Genomic DNA, 17,225 nt, shown 5'->3' with positions numbered 1-17,225 from the left:
GCGGGCCGACGGCGGGCGGTGGGCCGGGTCAGAGCTGGGTGATGCCGCGGACCAGGGCGAGGGCGCTGCCGAGGGCGGCGAGCGTCAGCACGAGGATGCGCCCGACCCGCGCCGGGACCACCTTGCTGAGGTGGTGCCCGACGAAGGCTCCGACGAAGAGCAGGCCGAGTGCGCCCGCCCAGACGGGCAACGGCTCGGTCGGGATGCCCTTCGTCAGCACCGAGGTCAGGTTGATCGCCAGCAGGAAGACCTGGCCCGTGCCCACGAAGACCTCGCGCGGCCAGCGGTCGCTCGTCGCGTGCACGGTGAGGGCCGGGCCGCCGACCCCGGCGGTGACGTTCATGAACCCGCCGAGGGCGCCGGCGGCGACGGCTCCGACCCGGCCGGGCAGGAGGCGCGCGCGGCTCGAGAACGCCATCACCAGCACTCCGACCAGGGCCAGGGCGCCCACCGCGACGGTCAGCGGGCCGGTCGGGGCGGTCTGCACGACCCACGCGCCGATCGGGATCGTCACGAGCGCGGGCAGGACGAGGAGGGCCGCCGTCCGCCACCGCACCGTCCGCCAGGTGCTCGCCAGCACGACCAGCGCCAGGACGGCGGCGAGGGCGTTGCCGACCGAGACCCCGGCCTCGGGCCCGAGCACCACGACGAGCAGGGGGGCCGCGGTCAACGCGAAGCCGATGCCGGCCATGCGCTGCGTCAGGGCGCCGACCACGATGGCCGCGGCGGCGAGGGCGAGCGTCAGCGGGGTCACGCGGCCACGCTACCGGGGAGGCGTGGACGGCCGGCGCCGCGCCTCCTGCGGTGCGGGCTTGCGGCATGGGGTGTGCGGCGGGCGGCGGGCGGTGTGCGGCGTGGGGTGTGCGGCCTGCGACGTGCGAGTACGACGCCAGGCGATGGGCACAGCGCCAGGACTAGTCGTGGTGCGGTGCCCATCTCGTGGTGCGGTGGGGGTGGGCCGCGCATCCCGCCACGATGTCGACATCCCGCCACGCGATGTCGTGGCGGGATGTCGAGATCGTGGCGGGATGGCTGGCCGGGCAGGTGGCTGGTCGGCTGCGCCTCCGTGCGGCGTGCGGCATGCGGTGTGCGGGGTGCGGGTTGCAGCGTGCGGTGTGGCGGCGTGCGACCTGCGGCGTGCGAGTACGACGCCAGGTGATGGGCACAGCGCCCGGACTAGTCGTGGTGCGGTGCCCATCCCGTGGTGCGGTGGGGGTGCGGTGCCCATCTCGTGGTGCGGTGAGCGTCTCGTGGCGGCGTGCGGGCGTCAGTAGGGTGGCGGCATGAACGACTCGTCGAAGACCGTCCAGCTGCGCCGCTACGAACTCGTCGAGGGGGTGCTCGACGACTTCGTCGCGTGGTTCACGTCGACGCTGATCCCCGCACGCCTCTCGGAGGGGTTCGAGATCGAGTTCGCCTACGCCGACCGCGACGCGAACCAGTTCGTCTGGGCCGTCAGCACGCCGGGCGATGCCGCGCGGTTCGCCGAGGTCGAGGCCGCCTACCTCCAGTCGGAGGCGCGCGCGGCTGCCTTCGCCGGCCAGCCCGTGCGGGTCGCGACGCAGCACGTCACGCTCGTCGAACCCGTCGCCTAGCCAGCTCCGCCTGCACGACACCGCCGAGTGGACTGGACGCCGCCGAACGCCGCGGTGTCTTGTCCACTCGCCGGTGCCCCGTCGGCACGGGAAACTCGGCACGGGCGACGTCGGTGCGGCGACGGCCCCTGGTCGGCCCGACTCGAGGGCGTCGACGAACATCTACGCCGCGAGCGGTTCGTTCCCGGCGTTCGACGACGGGACCGACCCCATGATCGCGACGGCGTCGCCGCCGACCCGGGCCGCCGACCCGGGCTGGCGGGCTGGCGGGCATCGCACCGCGGACTGAACGTCGCACCGCCGAATTCGGCGGTGCGACGTTCACATGGCGGTGCGACGTCCACCGTCCACATGGCGGTGTGACGTCCCCATGGCGGTGCGACGTCCCCATGAGGGTGTGACGTCCCCATGGCGGTGCGACGTCCCCTTGACGGTGCGACGTCCCTTTGACGGTGTGACGTCCACATGGCGGTGTGACGTCCCCACGACGGTGCGACGTCCAGCTGGCGGTGCGACGTCCCTCTGGCGGTGCGACGGGGGCCGATGACGGGACGCCCGACCCGGGCCCGGGCGTCGGGCCGCCCGGCTCAGGGCAGCAGGCCGGAGCGGTAGGCCCAGACGACGGTCTGCAGCCGGTCGCGGGTGCCGAGCTTGGTCGTGATGCGGGTGAGGTGTGACTTGACCGTGCTCGTCTCGACGACCAGGCGCTCGCCGATCTCGTCGTTCGACAGGCCCTCGCCGAGCAGGCGGACGAGCTCGCGCTCGCGCTCCGTCAGGACGTCGGGCGACGGCTCGACCGCCGACGTCCGCCGCCGCCGCGTGAACTCGGCGATGACCCGCCGCGTGGTGGCACCGTCGATCGCGGCCCGCCCCGACGCCAGAGCCCGGACGGCACCGACGAACTCGTCGGGCTCGACGTCCTTCAGCACGAACCCGCTCGCACCGGCCTCGAGGGCTCCGAAGACGTACTCGTCGAGGTCGAAGGTCGTGGCGACGAGGACCGCGGGGGCGCTCGCCGACCCGACCCGCGCCTCCTGCCCGTCGACCGCACCGGCACCACCGGCACCACCGGGCCCGGCACCACCGGGCCCGCCGCGGGCGTCGACGATCGCGCGCGTCGCCTCGATGCCGTCGCCCCCGGGCATGCGGACGTCCATCACGACGACGTCGGGTCGGGTGCGTCGCACGACCTCGACCGCCTCGCGCCCGCCGGACGCCTCGCCGACGACCTCGATGCCTCCCGCCGTCTCGAGGACGACCCGGAACCCGGTGCGCACGATCGACTGGTCGTCGACCAGCACGACCCGGATCACTCCGCACCCCCGCCGACGGGCCCCGCGACGGGCCCCGCGTCGGGCCCGGGCGACGCAGCGGACCGCGAGACGAGCACGTCGGTCTCGGCCTCGACCGGCAGCTCGAGCCGGACGCGCCACCGCCCCTCGGCCGTCACCCCGGTGTCGAGCCGCCCGCCGACCAGGTCGGCCCGCTCGCGCATGCCGACCAGCCCGAAGCCGCCGCCCCGCGACGTGTCGCGAGCCACGGGCAGGTCGTTCTCGACGACGACCACGAGGGCCGAGGCCGTGGCGAGCAGGCGCAGCTCGACGGTCGCCCCCGGCGCGTGTCGACGGGCGTTGACGAGTGCCTCTTGCACCGTGCGGTAGGCCGTCACGTCGGCGAGCGGTGCGAGCGACGGCAGCGTCCCGTCGACGTGTGACTCGACGACGGTTCCGGAGGCGCGGGCCTGGTCCACGAGGTCGCCCACGTCACCGAGGCCGGGCACCGGCACGGTGCCGCTCGGCTCGTCGCCGGTCTCGCGCAGGATGCCGACGATCGACCTCAGCGCGTCGAGGGTCTCGCGGCCCTGGGCGCGGACGCTGCGCAGGCTCTCTTTCGCGCGCTCGGGGTCGCCGTCGACGAGGCGTTCGGCCGCGCCGGCCTGCACGACGAGCCCCGTCAGGTGGTGGGCGGCGACGTCGTGCAGTTCACGGGCCATGCGGGTGCGCTCGGCGGCGACCGCGGCCCGGGTGAGCGTCGCCTGGTGCTCGACGGTCTCGGCGGCGCGGGCCCGGGCGTCACGGTCGTGGGCGCGGCGCAGGGCCACCCACGAGCCGACGGCGGCACTCACTCCGTTGATCAGCAGGGCACTCGCGACGAGGGCGAGCGCCTCGACGACCGCGCCCACCTCGCCCAGCCCGGTGGGGGCGCCGAGCTGGTCTTTCACGAGGGCCGAGGCGCCGACGGCGGCCCCCACGGCCTCGATGCCGACCGCGGCGAGCACCGCCGCGACGACGGCCCGGGTCGGCCGCAGGGTGGCGACCGTGTAGGCGGTGACGACGGGGGCGGCCGTCCACAGGGCGAGGCCGGTCGGCAGCACCGCGAGCAGGGCGGCCTGCAGGACGGCGACCGCGAGCAGGGCGGCGACCGGTCGGACCCGCCGGAGGGCCAGGGGCACGTGCTGCACGAGCGCCAGCACGATCACGACGACGACCTGGGCGGTCGGGATGCTGCGGCTCGCACCGTAGAACTCGCCTGCCGCGAGCAGCGTCACGAGGAAGGCGATCGTGACGAGCGCCCAGACGGCGGCGAGGACGACGTCGCGACCGAGCGTCGTGTGCACGCCCAGCCGGTCGAGGACGCGGCGCACCGTCGCGACGCCGGGCCCGGTCGAGCCGGTCGAGCCACGGTCGGCGCTCGCAGCACCCCCAGCGCCCCCAGCACCCCCAGCGCCCCCAGCACCCCCAGCGCCCCCAGCGCTCGCAGCGCTGGCGGCGCCTGCGGCGCCTGCGGCGGGCGAGGTCTCTGGGCTCGTGGTCACCGTCCGAGCATGCCAGGTGCCGCCGGCCTCCCGGGCCCGGGCCGACGACGGCTGTGCACCGTCGGCCCGGGGGCCGCGCTGGGGGCGAGCCATCAGAAGCTCACGCTCGGTGCGATGAGCCGGAAGCCGAAGGCGAACCCGGCGAGGGCCACCAGCGACACGACGACGAGCACCCGCCCGGTCACGACGGCCCAGCCGCGACGGTCGCGCACGGCCTGCCAGGCGACCAGCACCGCCGGCACGATCGCGACGACGCCGAGCAACTGCAGCCCCTGCAGCACGCGCAGGGTGACGGCCGACACCTCGGCGAACGACAGGGCCTGCACGGCGACGACCGCCCAGCCGACGAGGGCCAGCAGCGTCGACGCCTGCCCGAGGCGCGACAGCAGAAGGGTGTGATCACGACGACGCGGGGCAGTGGCGGACGACGAACTCGACGCGCCCGCCCGGAGGTCGCGGCGCCGACGTCCGGCTCCGGCGAGGGCGGTCGCCGGCCAGACGACCATCGAGGCGAGCAGCACGACGACGGCCAGGGCCACGCTCGGCAGCACGGCCGACGCCGCCTGCCAGGGCTGCGCCCTCAGCATGGTGAAGGAGGCGCCCCACGAGATCGCCTCGACGGTCGCGTCCCCGTCGGTGCCGGCCTCGGCACCGGCCGTCCGCGTCGCGAGCACGGCGTCGCCGCCGACCTCGCGCCACAGGTCCGTGCCGACCTTCTCGTAGACGCCGGTGGTCACGCCGAGGGGCTTCGGGGTCACGGCGACCGTGCCGTCCGACCGGGCCGCGACCGTGGTCTGGCCGGTCAGGGCGAGGAGGGCGCCGGGATTGGTGACGGGGGAGCGCGACGAGAGGTACGTGCCGGCCAGGTCGGCGGCCACGGGGCCGTCCGACGAACCGGCGGCGCCGGTGCCCGAGGCGACCGCGTCGGAGGCGGTCGAGGCGTCGTCGACCGTGCCCGCGCCTCCTCGGTCGTCGCCGTCGGCCGCGGCCGACCCGGCGCTTGACCCGGCAGCCGACCCGGCGGCCGACCCGGCAGCCGACCCAGCGCCAGACTCGGCAGCAGACCCGGCGCTTGACCCGGCAGCCGACCCGGCGGCCGACCCAGCGCCAGACTCGGCAGCAGACCCGGCGCTCGACCCGTCGCGCAGGTAGCGGTCCGCGAAGCCGTCCAGCACCGTGGTGCGCAGGTCGAGCGAGGCCGTGGCCGAGCGTCCGCTGCCGTTCAGTCCGACGAAGATGCCGGTGTCGTGGCCCGGGAACATCCGCATGGCCGAGTGGAACACCTGCGTGTCGCCGTCGTGGCCGAAGGCGGCCAGGCCGGGGGTGCTGTCGTCGAAGAAGCCGAGGTCCATGCGCTGGCCGGCGACGAGCGTGCCGAGGTCGTCGGCGTCGAGCGCGGGTCGGTGCATCTCGGCGAGGGTCGCGGGCTGCAGCAGGGATTGTTCGTCGGGCAGGTCGCCGAGGTGGGCGAGCATGAAGCGCGCCATGTCGGTCGCGGTCGCCGACATCGCACCGGCCGGGGCCGCGTTGACGACCTCGGTCGGCACGGCGGGCTTCGAGTCGTCGGGGTAGCCGTGGGCGAGGCGCGCGTCGAGCTCGGCGGGCAGCGGCTGCGCGAACGACGACGAGGTCATGCCGGCCGGGTCGAACACCTGCTGCTGCACGAGCTCGTCGAAGGGGACGCCGCTGACGCGCTGGGCGACGTAACCGGCCAGGGTGGCTCCGTAGTTGGAGTACGCGGGGGTCGTGCCGGGTGCGTAGACCTGGGCGGGAGGGGCGTCCGACACGGCCTCGCGCAGCGTCTTCTCGCTGCCGGGCGTGCCGATCAAGCCCGAGATGACCTCTTCGAAGCCGGCCGTGTGCGTCAGCAGGTGCCGCAGGGTCACTGCGCCCTTCGGGGTGTCGAGGTCGAAGTCGACGTACTGCTGCACGTCGGCGTCGAGGTCGAGGTCGCCCTTCTCGACGAGCTGCATGATCGCGGTGGCCGAGACCACCTTCGACACCGAGCCGACGCGGAACAGCGTGCGCTCGGGGTCGACGGCCACGGCAGGCGTGTCGCCCGTGCCGGTGTCGGCCATGCCGTAGCCGCGGGCGGTCAGCAGCTCGCCGTCGGCGACGACCGACACGGTCGCCCCCGGGATGCCCGTGGTCTGCAGCGCCGATCCGACGGCACCGTCGAGCCACGTGTCGACGTCGTCCTGCGTGAGCGAGTGCCCGCCGGGCTGGTGCCGCGGAGGGGCAGGAGGCGCGGCCTCGGCGGTCGCGCCCGTCGCCCCGGACGCGCACCCGGCGAGCGTCACGCCCAGGGCGACGACGGCGGCGGCGGCGGCGGCCAGCCGCGTCGTGCGCGTCGTGCGAGTCGTGCGGACGAGGAGGCGCGGGCGGTGCCGGCGGGACGGAGGGGCTTCTCGAGTCGGTGTCGTGGTCATGCCTCTACGCTCGCGGCTGCGCCGCCGCGACACCGGGTGCAGGAGTCGGGACCTGCCCTACGACTTTCGTCGTACGCGCCCGTGCCACCCGGGGACCCCGGGGCGAGGCGGGAGGTGCGGCCGACGTCGGTGGTCGCGCCTACGGTCACCGACATGGGCGTGCAGACGAAGTTCGACAACGCGCGGGCGGCACTGCGCAAGCCTCCGGCCGAGCACCCGTGTGCGATCCCGCCGATCCCGGGCGGGCAGGGGCTGTGGTTGATCCGGCAGGGCGAGGCGGCGCCGCTCGGCTACGTGCGCCAGCGGCCGGTCACGGGCGGCTTCGCGTTCGACGTCTACGCGCACTGCCGCGACGAGGGAGGGCGTCGACCGTGGTTGCACACCGCGGCGTCGCTGAACTCGGCCGTCGCGTGGACGCTGCAGCACGACGCCGACGTCCGTGCGCTCATCGCCCGCAGCACGGCCGAGCCCGACCCGTGGCCGCCGCCCGCGCCGCCCGAGCCTGCTGCCCGGCGCGGGGCGTGATCCGGTACGTACCGGATCAGCTGCCGGTCGGGCGTGGTGCTCGCCCCGAGCCCCGTTCGCGAAGATGAACCCCGTTTTATCGGGGTTCGTCTTCGTGAACGGGGTTCGTGGCGATGTGTCGTCCCCGGGGACGGGAAAACCCCGCCTCGTGCGGGGGCACGAGGCGGGGTCCACCGGGATCGCCGACCCCGTCGAGCAGGGCGGGGCCGGTGCGTCGTCACGGAGACGACCCGGATTCCGGGTCACACCCCGAAGGGGTGCAGCCCTGGGGCCGGGCCGGCAAGTAGCCGGCCAGGCGGGCCAAGCCGGCGGAGCCGGCCAGACGGCACTACTCCGTGGCGGCGGTGATCTTCGCGACGCCGACGAGCATCTCGTCCTGGACGGCGTCGGTGTTGAAGGTCTGGTTCAGCAGGGCTGCGGCGTCGGGGCTGATGTGGACGGTGGTGCCCTCGAGGACGGCGTTGGTGCCTTCCATCTGGATGGGCTTGAGGGTGCCGCCCCAGAGGTTGAACAGGTAGGCGTCTTCGGCGGCGACCTGGCCGTTGGCGGTGACGGTGCCGTAGAGCTTCGACTCACCCGGGTCGATGCGGAAGTCGGTCAGTTCGACGACGGTGTCACCGGCGGTCAGCGACAGGCCGGAGCCGTCGTGGTCGATCTCGCCCTGGACGTAGGGGCGGACGTCGCCGTCGGGGTCGTAGTAGTCGACGTTGCCGCCGGTGATCGGGAACGCGAACGTGCCCGTGGCCGAGTCGAACGTGGCCGAACCGACGACACCGGGGGTGAGGCCGAGGCTGGTGAGGGCTTCGACGAAGGACGCGTCGACGGTGACCTGGGTGTCGACACCGTTGCTGAGGTCGGCGATCGAGGCCAGGGGGGTGGCCTCGGCGCTGGGCTCGGCCGACGCGGAGGTCGAGGTCGAGGAGGTGTCGGTCGCGGTGCCCGAGTTGGACGAGCAGGCGGCGAGGGAGAAGATCAGGGCGCCCGAGGCGGCGATGCCGAAGGCGGCTTTCGTGATGCGCTTGCGAGTGAAGGCGTTCATGGTGAAGCTCCTTGTCTGTTGGTCCCGGTGGGGATGTACAGGGTTCGCCACCACGACCCGAACCGATGGGTCGAGTCCACGTTCGTTACCCGCTCGTGATCTTCACCCCCGAACGAGGGGCACCCCACGGGCCCACGCGGAAGAGGCACACAGGCCGTACGCGCAGGAGGCGCGGTGCCGGTCTCGAGGACCCGCACCGCGCCTCCTGGGGGCACGTCGTGACGTGGGTTACTTCTTCAGGAACTCCAGCACCACGCGGTTGAACTCGTCCGCGTCGCTGACGTTGGCGCCGTGCGGGGCGCCCTCGATGACGTGCAGCTCCGAGCCCGCGATGGCGGCGTGCGTGCGGGCGCCCGACCCCTCGTAGGGAACCGTCGCGTCGCCGTCGCCGTGGATGACCAGCGTCGGCACGGTGACCTTGGTCAGGTCGTCACGGAAGTCGGTGTTCGCGAACGAGGCCATGGCCTCGAGGGCGGCGGGCTTCGAGGCCTGCTTGGCGAGGCGCAGGGCGTCCTGGCGGTCGGCCTCGGACACCTTGAGCACGCCGTCGACCGAGAAGAAGCCGGTCGTGAAGTCGTCGTAGAACGCGTCCTCGTCCTTGGTCAGGCCGGCCGTCATGTCGGCGGCGGCCTCCTTGGTGAGGGGGCCGTCGGGGTTGTCGTCGGTCTTCATCAGGTACGGCGGCACGGCCGAGGCGAAGACGACGCTGTGCAGGCGCTCGGTGCCGTACTTGCTGAAGTAGCGGGCGACCTCGCCGCCGCCCATCGAGAAGCCGACGAGCGTGACGTCCTGCAGGTCGAGTTCGGTGAGGACGGTGTGCAGGTCCTCGGTCAGGTGGTCGTAGTCGTAGCCGGTCTTGGGCTTGTCGCTGCGTCCGAAGCCGCGGCGGTCGTAGGTCACGACGCGGTAGCCGGCCTCGACGAACGCGGGGACCTGCTTGCTCCAGGACTCACCCGACAGGGGCCAGCCGTGGATGAGGACGACGGTGCGGCCCGAGCCGCCGGTGTCGTCGACGTGGAGGTTCGTGTCCTTGAAGAGGCCGTGGTGTGCGGTGATCTCGGTCATGGTCGGGTGCCTTCTCTCTCCCGCCGGGTGGGCGGGCTCCCCTCCGTTCGTAGTCCGCGTCACCTGGCGCCGCCTCGACGCGGAGGCTTCTCGGAGGTGGGGGACAACCGGCCGAGCCCCTGGCCGTGATACCCCTAGGGGGTATAACCTGAGGGCCGATCGAGAGGACCGCGCATGACCGACTCCACCATCACCACCCTGCAGGTCGACGGCATGACCTGCGAGCACTGCGTCGCCAGCGTCACCGAAGAGCTCTCCGAGGTCGACGGCGTCGACTCGGTCGAGGTCGATCTGAACCCGGGAGGCGCGTCGACCGTCTCGGTCACGGCCGACGCCACCGTCGAGCACGACCAGCTGCGGGCCGCCGTCGAAGAGGCCGGCTACCAGCTGTCCGCACGATGACCACCGCAGGAGGCGCGGGTCGGCCGGGCGAGAGCGTCCCGCGGGCCACCGCGCCGCTCGACACCACGAAGCGCGACGCCGTGCCGTCGGGCACCGTGCCGTCGGGCACCGTGCCGTCGGGCACCGTGCAGCCGGGCGCCGTGCAGCCGGACGCCGTGCAGCTCGACATCAGCGGCATGACCTGTGCCTCCTGCGCGAACCGCATCGAGCGCAAGCTCAACAAGCTGCCCGGCGTCGAGGCGTCGGTGAACTACGCGACCGAGAAGGCGCACGTGCGGGTCGTGGCCGGTGCGGCCGACGAGGCACGCGACGGCGGCCCCGGGGTGCCCGACGTCGAGGCGCTCATCGCCACGGTGGCCGCGGCGGGCTACGGGGCCACCGTGCCCGCGCCTCCTGCGTCCTCGCCCGGCGCGTCCGACGGCGCGTCCGACGGCACGTCCGGCGCGGACGGCGACGCCCCCGACGCCCGGTCCGCAGAGGTCGACGCGCTGCGGCACCGCACCCTGGTCAGCGCCGCCCTGGCGCTGCCGGTCGTCGTGCTCTCGATGGTGCCGGCGCTGCAGTTCACGAACTGGCAGTGGCTCGCGCTGACCCTGGCCGCGCCGGTCGCCGTCTGGGGGGCCTGGCCGTTCCACCGCGCCGCCGCCGTGAACGCGCGGCACGGAGCCGCCACCATGGACACCCTCGTCAGCGTGGGCGTGATCGCCGCATTCGCCTGGTCTCTCTGGGCGCTCTTCTTCGGCGACGCCGGTCGACCCGGCATGCACATGTCGTTCAGCCTGGTCGCGACGCACGGCGGCCCGACCGAGATCTACCTCGAGGTCGCCTCGGCGGTGACGGTGTTCATCTTGCTCGGGCGCTGGCTCGAGGCCCGCGCCAAGCGCCGCTCGGGCGAGGCCCTGCGCGCCCTCCTCGAGCTCGGCGCGAAGGAGGCCACCGTGCTGCGCGACGGTCAGGAGGCGCGGGTCGCCACCGCGAGCCTGGTGCCCGGCGACCTCGTGGTCGTCCGTCCCGGAGAGTCGATCGCCAGCGACGCCCTCGTGCGCGAGGGCACCTCGGCCGTCGACCTGAGCATGCTCACCGGCGAGTCCGTGCCCGTCGAGGTCGGCCCGGGCGACCGCGTCGTCGGGGCCACGCTCAACGTCGGCGGGCGCCTGCTCGTCGAGATCACCCGCGTCGGCGCCGACACCGAGCTCGCCCGCCTGGGCCGCCTCGTCGAAGAGGCCCAGAGCGGCAAGGCCGAGGTGCAACGGCTCGCCGACCGGGTGTCGGCCGTCTTCGTGCCGGTCGTCATCGGGCTGGCCGTGCTGACCTTCGTGGGCTGGCTGGCGTTCGGCGGGCTGGTCGGCGGGGCCGGCGGGTTCTTCACGGGGTCGCTGCAGACCGCGTTCACCGCCGCCGTCGCCACGCTGATCATCGCCTGCCCGTGCGCGCTGGGGCTCGCGACGCCGACCGCCCTGCTGGTCGGCACGGGCCGCGGCTCACAGCTCGGCATCGTGATCCGCGGGCCGCAGGTGCTCGAGCGCACCCGGACGGCCGACACGATCGTCCTCGACAAGACCGGCACGGTCACGACCGGGCGCATGGGCGTGCGCGAGGTGGTCGTGGGCGAGGCCGGTGTCGACGACGTCCTGGCCCGGGCCGCCGCCGTCGAGTCCGGATCGGAGCACCCCGTCGCCCGCGCCGTCGAGGCCGAGGCAGCCCGCCGTGGCCTCCGCGTCCCACCCGCCGAGCAGTTCGCCGCGCACGCCGGGGCCGGCGTGCAGGCCCTGGTCGACGGCACGCTCGTGCTGGTGGGCCGCCCCGGGTGGCTGGCCGACGAGTGGTCGGTCACCGCGCCTCCTGAGCTCGAGGCGGCGTTCGCCGCGGCCGAGGCGACCGGGGCGACCCCCGTCGCCGTCGCCTGGGACGGCGTCGTGCGCGGAGTCGTCACGGTCGCCGACACCGTCAAGCCGGGTGCGCGCGACGCCGTCGAGCGCTTCCGCCGCCTCGGCCTGACGCCGGTGCTGCTGACCGGCGACAACGAGGGCGCGGCCCGACACGTCGCGCGGCAGGTCGGCATCGACGCCGCCGACGTCGTCGCCCGAGCCACCCCGCAGCAGAAGGTGGAGGCGGTGGCCCGGTTGCAGGCGGACGGTCACGTCGTCGCGATGGTCGGCGACGGCGTCAACGACGCGGCCGCACTCGCCACGGCCGACCTCGGCATCGCCCTGGGCACCGGCACGGACGCGGCGATCGCGGCGGGCGACCTCACCGTCGTCAGCGGCGAGCTGGCCGGCGTGGCCGATGCGATCCGGCTGTCGCGGGCGACCCTCGGCACCATCAAGGGCAACCTGTTCTGGGCCTTCGCGTACAACGTCGCGGCGATCCCGGTGGCGATGCTCGGGCTGCTCAACCCCGTGCTGGCCGGCGCGGCGATGGCGGCGTCGTCTGTGTTCGTCGTGACGAACAGCCTGCGCCTGCGGAGGTTCCGCGCCGGCTGAGCGGCCGCGTGCTGCGTGTGTGGCGGCGTGTGGCGGCGTGTGGCGCAAGCGGGCTCGTGTCGCACCGCCGGCTGGACGTCGCACCGCCTCATTCGGCGGTGCGTTGCTCACCTCGCGGTGCGACGCCCACGGGCCGCCCGGCGCTCTCACGGACAGCAGGAGGCGGATGCCCGACGACGTCCGGGCCCGCCTAGGGTGAGGCGCATGATCATCTTCGGCACCAAGGGCACGAGTGCCCTGCTCGGCGTCCTCTTCTTCGTCTGCCGGGTCTGCGGCAACGAGGCCGCGCAGCGCCTGGTCAAGCACCGTCGGTGGTTCACGCTGTTCTTCATCCCGGTGATCCCGTACTCGACGAAGCACGTCTACACCTGCGCCTACTGCGGGTCGGGCACCGAGCTCGACGCCGAGGCCGCGGGCCGGTTCCAGGCCGACGCCGAGCACGCGGCGGCGACCCGCGGCGGCCCGCAGCAGCAGGGCTGAGGCCGCACGCCGGATCGACCGGGCGCCTCCTGATCCCCGCCGCCGCGACCGGTCACCACGCCACGAAGTGGACACCGCGCCATGACATGTCGTGGTGCGGTGTCCACTTCGTGGCGTGGTGCGGTCGGGGTGGGGGCGCAGCGGGCACGGGAGGCGCCACGACGCCGTCAGGGCAGCGCGCGGTACCAGCCGGCCACGCGGGCACGCAGGCCGATGCGGTGGGTCCGGCGCCGCGCCTCCTCGGGGGTGTCGTCGTCCGGAGCCGGAGCGAAGCCGACGGTCGCACACGCCGTGCAGACGAGCACGTGACGGTGCACCGAGAGGGCCGTGCCGTAGAACGGGTTCGGCTCGCGGCGGGTCGGTGCCGAGCAGAGGGTGCACGGGGGCAGCGCCTCGTCGTCCGTCCGCATCGCCACACCTGATGTTCGGCCATCGGGTGGCGGTTCGTTGTCCCCCACTTCGGGTGCCGGGGTACGTCGCGGGGCGGCGACGGCCCGCCGCCCGCGCCGCGGGGCCGGGATCAGGAGGCGCGGGTCGGCTGCATAGGATCGTCGCGTGACGGACTCCCGCGACACCGGCGCCGCCCGGCCCTTCGCCGTCGGAGCGGCCGACTCGCACCCCCGCCCCGGAGCCGACGGCTGGGCCCCGCTGGCCGGCAGCGCGCAGGCCGTGGTGCTCGAGATCCTCGTGCACGGCCCCCGCCCCCGGACGCAGCTCGCCGAGCGCCTCGGCCTCTCGGGCCCGAGCCTCACGCGCATCACCAAGCCTCTGCTCGAGAGCGGCCTGCTCGTCGAGCGTGCCGCCCAGGCCGCCTCGGGTTCGGGGAGGCCGGCGATCCCGCTCGACCTCGACCCCGACGCGCACCACTTCGTGGGCGTCAAGCTGACCCACGATCGCCTCTTCGTCGTCGTCACCGACCAACGGGGCGAGGTGCTGTCCGAACGCGACGAGCGCCTCCCTGACCCGTCACCCGACGCCGTCGTCGCCCAGATCGCCCGGGTCGTGAGCAGTGCCCGCGACCGGGACGACCGCATCCGTGCGCTGGGGGTCACCGTGGGCGGGCAGGTCGTCGACCGGGCGGTGGTCCGGCACGCGCCCTTCCTCGGCTGGGACGACGTGCCGCTCGCCGAGCGGGTGACCGCCGCGACCGGCCTGCCGACCTGGGTCGAGAACGACGTGCGCGCGCTCACCCAGGCCGAGCTCTGGTTCGGCGAGGGCCGCGGTCGGCGCTCGTTCGCGCTCGTCACCATCGGCGCCGGAGTCGGCCTCGGCCTCGTCGCCGCGGGCGAGGTGCTGGGCGGGGCGCACTCGTCGGCGGGCAGCATCGGCCACCAGCGCGTCGTCGTGCCGGCGGTCGCCCCGTCCGTCGCGCCGCTTCCCACCTGCGACCTCGGCCACCACGACTGCGCCGGAGCCTTCGTCACCGTGTCAGCCGTCGAAGCTGCCGCCGCCCGGGCCCTCGGCCGCCCGGTCGGCTACGACGACCTGCTCGACCTCGCCGCCGACGGGCACGAGGAGGCGCGGGTCGTCGTCGACGCCGCCGCCGACGTCCTGGGCCAGCTGATCGCCGGCGTGCTCAACGTGCTCGACCCCGAGGCGGTCCTGCTGTCGGGTGAGGGCGTGCGGCTCGCGACGATCGCCGCCGCCGCGGTCGACCGCGCGATCGCGAGCAGCACCCACCGGTCGACGCCCGCGCCCCGACTCGTCGTCCAGCGGTTCCGCTTCGACGAGTGGGCCCGGGGCGCTGCCGCCGTCGCGATCCAGATGCACGCGCTCGGTCGCTGAGAGCGTCCGCCGCGCTCGCCGCGCCGGCCGTCCTCGGAGCGCGACCCGCGCCTCCTGCGGGCCCCGCGCCTCACGTCCGCCGCGCTCGCCGCGCTCGCCGCGCGGAGAACCCCGAACACGAAGGCGAACCCCGATTGATCAGGGTTCGTCTTCGCGTTCGGGGTTCATCGCCCCGCGCCCCGCGCCCCGCGCCCCGCGCCCCGCGCCCCGCGCCCCGCGCCCCGCGCCCCCTCACCCCTCGGCGGTGACCCGCAGCAGCACTACCCGGTCGGGGAACGACGCCGACGCCTGCAGTCCGACCACGGCGAGGGCGCGCCCGTCGAGCACGACGCCCGGGTACGAGCCGTCCGCGTCCGCCGTGCCCCACCACGGCGGCGGCGTCAGGCCGTGGTCGGGCGACCCGACGAGCACGGGCGCGACCCGGTAGCGCCGTGACGGGTCGAGGCCGGGCAGGGGGACGCGGCCGAGCGGCGCGACGTCCGAGCGTCCGACGTACGCGAGGAAGAACAGCGCCTCGCTCGCGTCGGCCGCGACCGTGCCGTAGGTGAGCAACGACGGGTCGGCCTCGTCGACCCGCACGACGTCGCCCGTGTGCATCAGGTGGCGGTGCCGCTTGTAGAGGCCGATCCACTCGGCGAGGTCGCGGTTCTCGGCGTCGGTGGCCCGGGCGAGGTCCCACTCGATGCCGAGGTGGCCGAACAGGGCCGTGCCCGCCCGGAACGACAGTTCGTGCCAGCGGCCGGTCATGTGGCTGACGCCCGAGGCGACGTGCGAGCCCAGCAGCTCGGGCGGCAGCAGCTGCATCGTCCACCGGTTCATCTGCTGCCGCTCGAGCGGGTCGATGCAGTCGCTGACCCAGACCCGGTCGGCCCGTTCGAGCACGCCCAGGTCGACGCGGGCGCCGCCGGACGAGCACGCCTCGATCTCGAGGCCGGCGAACCGCGCCTTGAGCTCGTCCATCAGCCGGTAGGCCGCCAGGGTCTGCTCGTGGACGCCCGCGGCGCCGGTCGGCCAGGTGCCGGCGTCGACCAGGTCGCGGTTGTGGTCCCACTTGAGGTAGGCGATGTCGTATTCGGAGAGGATCGCCGTCATCTGCCCGAGCACGTGCGCGAACGCCTCGGGGTTGCCGAGGTCGAGCACCTGCTGGTCTCGCGACCGCGGGGGCAGGCGGTCGCCGGTCTGCAAGATCCACTCGGGGTGGGCGCGGGCCAGGTCGCTGTCCTCGTTCACCATCTCGGGCTCGAACCAGAGGCCGAACTCCATGCCGAGGCCGGTGACGTGGTCGATCAGCGGCGCCAGGCCGTCGGGCCAGACCTCGGCGTCGACCACCCAGTCGCCGAGGCCGGCGTGGTCGTCGCGCCGGCCATGGAACCACCCGTCGTCGAGCACGTACCGCTCGACGCCGAGGGCGGCGGCCCGGTCGGCGAGGTCGCGCAGGCGGGCGAGGTCGTGGTCGAAGTACACGGCCTCCCACACGTTGATCGTCATCGGGCGCGGGCGGGTCGGGTGCTGCTCGCGCGACCTCAGCCAGCGGTGGAACCGTCGGGCCTGGTCGTCGAGGCCGTCGCCGTACGAGGCGTACACCCACGGGCTGCGGTACGACCCGCCGACCTCGAGCCGCACCTCACCCGGCAGCAACAGTTCGCCGCCGCCGAGCACCTGCGTGCCGGTCGAGAGCCGCTCGGCGTAGTGACGGTGGCCGCCGCTGAAGCCGACGTGCAGGCCCCAGACCTCGCCAGAGCCCGCCCCGAAGCCGAAGCCCGGCACGCCGACGCTCAGCACGGTCGCGGCGTCGGGGCCGGTGCGGCCCTTGCGCCCCTCGCGCTCGTGCACGCCGACGACGAGCTCGCGGCGTTGCGGTGTGCGCTCCTTGCCCCAGCGGCCGGCGAAGTCGAGGACCTCACGCGCCCGCGGCGGCACCGGCAGCGCCAGGTGCAAGTCGGTCACCGTGTAGACGTCGGCCGCCGCGCTCGCGGCGTGGGCCGCCGCGCTGGCGGTGTGGGCCGACGCGTTGCCCGCCCGGCCGGCCACGTTCGTCAGCTCGGCCCGCATCCGGACGAGCCCGCTCTCGGTGAGCTCGACCTCGAGCACGAGGGCGAGCCCGGCGACCTCGTCGCGCGCGCCGACCGTGACGAGGGCGGCGCCCGCGTCGATCAGCGCGGGGCCCGAGGAGGCGCAGGTCGTCTCGGCCCCGCCCGTCACGTCGAGCGCGTCCACCGTGAACCGCGGCGACCAGTCGGCTCCGTCGGACCGGTGGCCGCCGACCCCCGGCTTGCCCGACCAGCCCGCGTGGTGCTCGGGCAGGATCGCCAGGCGCACGGGTTCGTCCATCAGGTTGTTGACGTACGGCGGCACGGCCGCGGCCGCGAGCGACCGCACGTCGTCGACGTCCGGCCGGCCGAGGGCGGTACCCCAGTGCATGACCGAGGGCAGTCGCCCGGCGGTCACGTCGAGCAGCAGGCTGACGCCCGCGCTGCTCAGGTGGACGAACGCGTCCGGTGGGCCTGAGGGTGCGCCCGAGGGCGCGACGGAGGACGACGGGGTGGGGTGCGACACGGTGGCTCCAGACGGCGAGACATACTTTCGTCCTGGAAGTATCCCCGACGC

Annotated in this window: 14 protein-coding genes; 6 read left to right on the top strand and 8 right to left on the bottom strand. The window is 74.5% G+C overall.

The window, feature by feature from the left end; translation table 11 throughout:
- Positions 1-28: 28 nt before the first annotated feature.
- Positions 29-754 (bottom strand): sulfite exporter TauE/SafE family protein, encoded by a 726-nt coding sequence (locus ITJ55_RS13290; protein WP_194595825.1) that lies wholly within the window; start codon positions 752-754, stop codon positions 29-31.
- 529 nt (positions 755-1,283) lie between these two features.
- On the opposite strand from ITJ55_RS13290, the gene ITJ55_RS13285 reads away from it, so the two are divergent.
- Complete coding sequence (locus ITJ55_RS13285) at positions 1,284-1,595, top strand: hypothetical protein (RefSeq protein ID WP_056260423.1); 312 nt, start codon at positions 1,284-1,286, stop codon at positions 1,593-1,595.
- Between the two features lie 587 nt (positions 1,596-2,182).
- On the opposite strand, the gene ITJ55_RS13280 is transcribed toward ITJ55_RS13285, so the two are convergent.
- The 3 genes from ITJ55_RS13280 to ITJ55_RS16070 form a co-directional block, all read right to left on the bottom strand.
- Entirely contained in the window at positions 2,183-2,908 is a 726-nt protein-coding gene (locus ITJ55_RS13280) for a response regulator transcription factor (RefSeq protein ID WP_194595824.1), read from the bottom strand.
- On the bottom strand, positions 2,905-4,239 hold the full coding sequence (locus ITJ55_RS13275; RefSeq protein ID WP_194595823.1) for a histidine kinase: 1,335 nt from the start codon (positions 4,237-4,239) through the stop codon (positions 2,905-2,907). The genes ITJ55_RS13280 and ITJ55_RS13275 overlap by 4 nt, the downstream gene beginning before the upstream one ends.
- 263 nt (positions 4,240-4,502) lie before the next feature.
- Positions 4,503-6,839 (bottom strand): serine hydrolase, encoded by a 2,337-nt coding sequence (locus tag ITJ55_RS16070; protein WP_228498523.1) that lies wholly within the window; start codon positions 6,837-6,839, stop codon positions 4,503-4,505.
- Positions 6,840-6,992: 153 nt separating this feature from the next.
- Between ITJ55_RS16070 and ITJ55_RS13265 the strand changes: the two genes are divergently transcribed.
- On the top strand, positions 6,993-7,364 hold the full coding sequence (locus ITJ55_RS13265; RefSeq protein ID WP_194595822.1) for a hypothetical protein: 372 nt from the start codon (positions 6,993-6,995) through the stop codon (positions 7,362-7,364).
- Between the two features lie 328 nt (positions 7,365-7,692).
- On the opposite strand, the gene ITJ55_RS13260 is transcribed toward ITJ55_RS13265, so the two are convergent.
- Together ITJ55_RS13260 and ITJ55_RS13255 are read right to left on the bottom strand one after the other, a co-directional pair.
- Entirely contained in the window at positions 7,693-8,403 is a 711-nt protein-coding gene (locus tag ITJ55_RS13260; protein WP_194595821.1) for a hypothetical protein, read from the bottom strand.
- 228 nt (positions 8,404-8,631) lie between these two features.
- On the bottom strand, positions 8,632-9,468 hold the full coding sequence (locus ITJ55_RS13255) for an alpha/beta fold hydrolase (RefSeq protein WP_194595820.1): 837 nt from the start codon (positions 9,466-9,468) through the stop codon (positions 8,632-8,634).
- A gap of 174 nt (positions 9,469-9,642) precedes the next feature.
- Here ITJ55_RS13255 and ITJ55_RS13250 point away from each other — a divergent pair, with 174 nt between their 5' ends.
- From ITJ55_RS13250 to ITJ55_RS13240, 3 genes are all read left to right on the top strand, one after another.
- Positions 9,643-9,870 (top strand): heavy-metal-associated domain-containing protein, encoded by a 228-nt coding sequence (locus tag ITJ55_RS13250; RefSeq protein ID WP_194595819.1) that lies wholly within the window; start codon positions 9,643-9,645, stop codon positions 9,868-9,870.
- A gap of 140 nt (positions 9,871-10,010) precedes the next feature.
- Positions 10,011-12,353, top strand: a complete 2,343-nt coding sequence (locus ITJ55_RS13245; protein WP_370544190.1) for a heavy metal translocating P-type ATPase — start codon at positions 10,011-10,013, stop codon at positions 12,351-12,353.
- A gap of 204 nt (positions 12,354-12,557) precedes the next feature.
- Positions 12,558-12,833: a zinc-ribbon domain-containing protein gene (locus tag ITJ55_RS13240; RefSeq protein WP_194595817.1), complete on the top strand. Its 276-nt coding sequence runs from the start codon at positions 12,558-12,560 to the stop codon at positions 12,831-12,833.
- Between the two features lie 167 nt (positions 12,834-13,000).
- Here the strand turns inward: ITJ55_RS13240 and ITJ55_RS13235 are convergent, their stop codons facing one another.
- Positions 13,001-13,243 carry a hypothetical protein gene (locus ITJ55_RS13235; protein WP_194595816.1) on the bottom strand — a complete coding sequence of 81 codons (243 nt, stop codon included), beginning with the start codon at positions 13,241-13,243 and terminating at the stop codon, positions 13,001-13,003.
- 145 nt (positions 13,244-13,388) lie between these two features.
- Between ITJ55_RS13235 and ITJ55_RS13230 the strand changes: the two genes are divergently transcribed.
- Entirely contained in the window at positions 13,389-14,618 is a 1,230-nt protein-coding gene (locus ITJ55_RS13230; protein ID WP_194595815.1) for an ROK family transcriptional regulator, read from the top strand.
- Between the two features lie 231 nt (positions 14,619-14,849).
- Here the strand turns inward: ITJ55_RS13230 and ITJ55_RS13225 are convergent, their stop codons facing one another.
- Positions 14,850-17,174: an alpha-galactosidase gene (locus ITJ55_RS13225; protein ID WP_370544169.1), complete on the bottom strand. Its 2,325-nt coding sequence runs from the start codon at positions 17,172-17,174 to the stop codon at positions 14,850-14,852.
- Positions 17,175-17,225: the final 51 nt, after the last annotated feature.

Origin of the sequence: Frigoribacterium sp. VKM Ac-1396, from assembly GCF_015350895.1 — a bacterium.
In the GTDB taxonomy this organism is placed as follows: domain Bacteria; phylum Actinomycetota; class Actinomycetes; order Actinomycetales; family Microbacteriaceae; genus Frigoribacterium.
The sequence above is the reverse complement of the archived record's forward strand: the minus strand, read 5'-3'. Positions and strand labels throughout refer to the sequence as shown.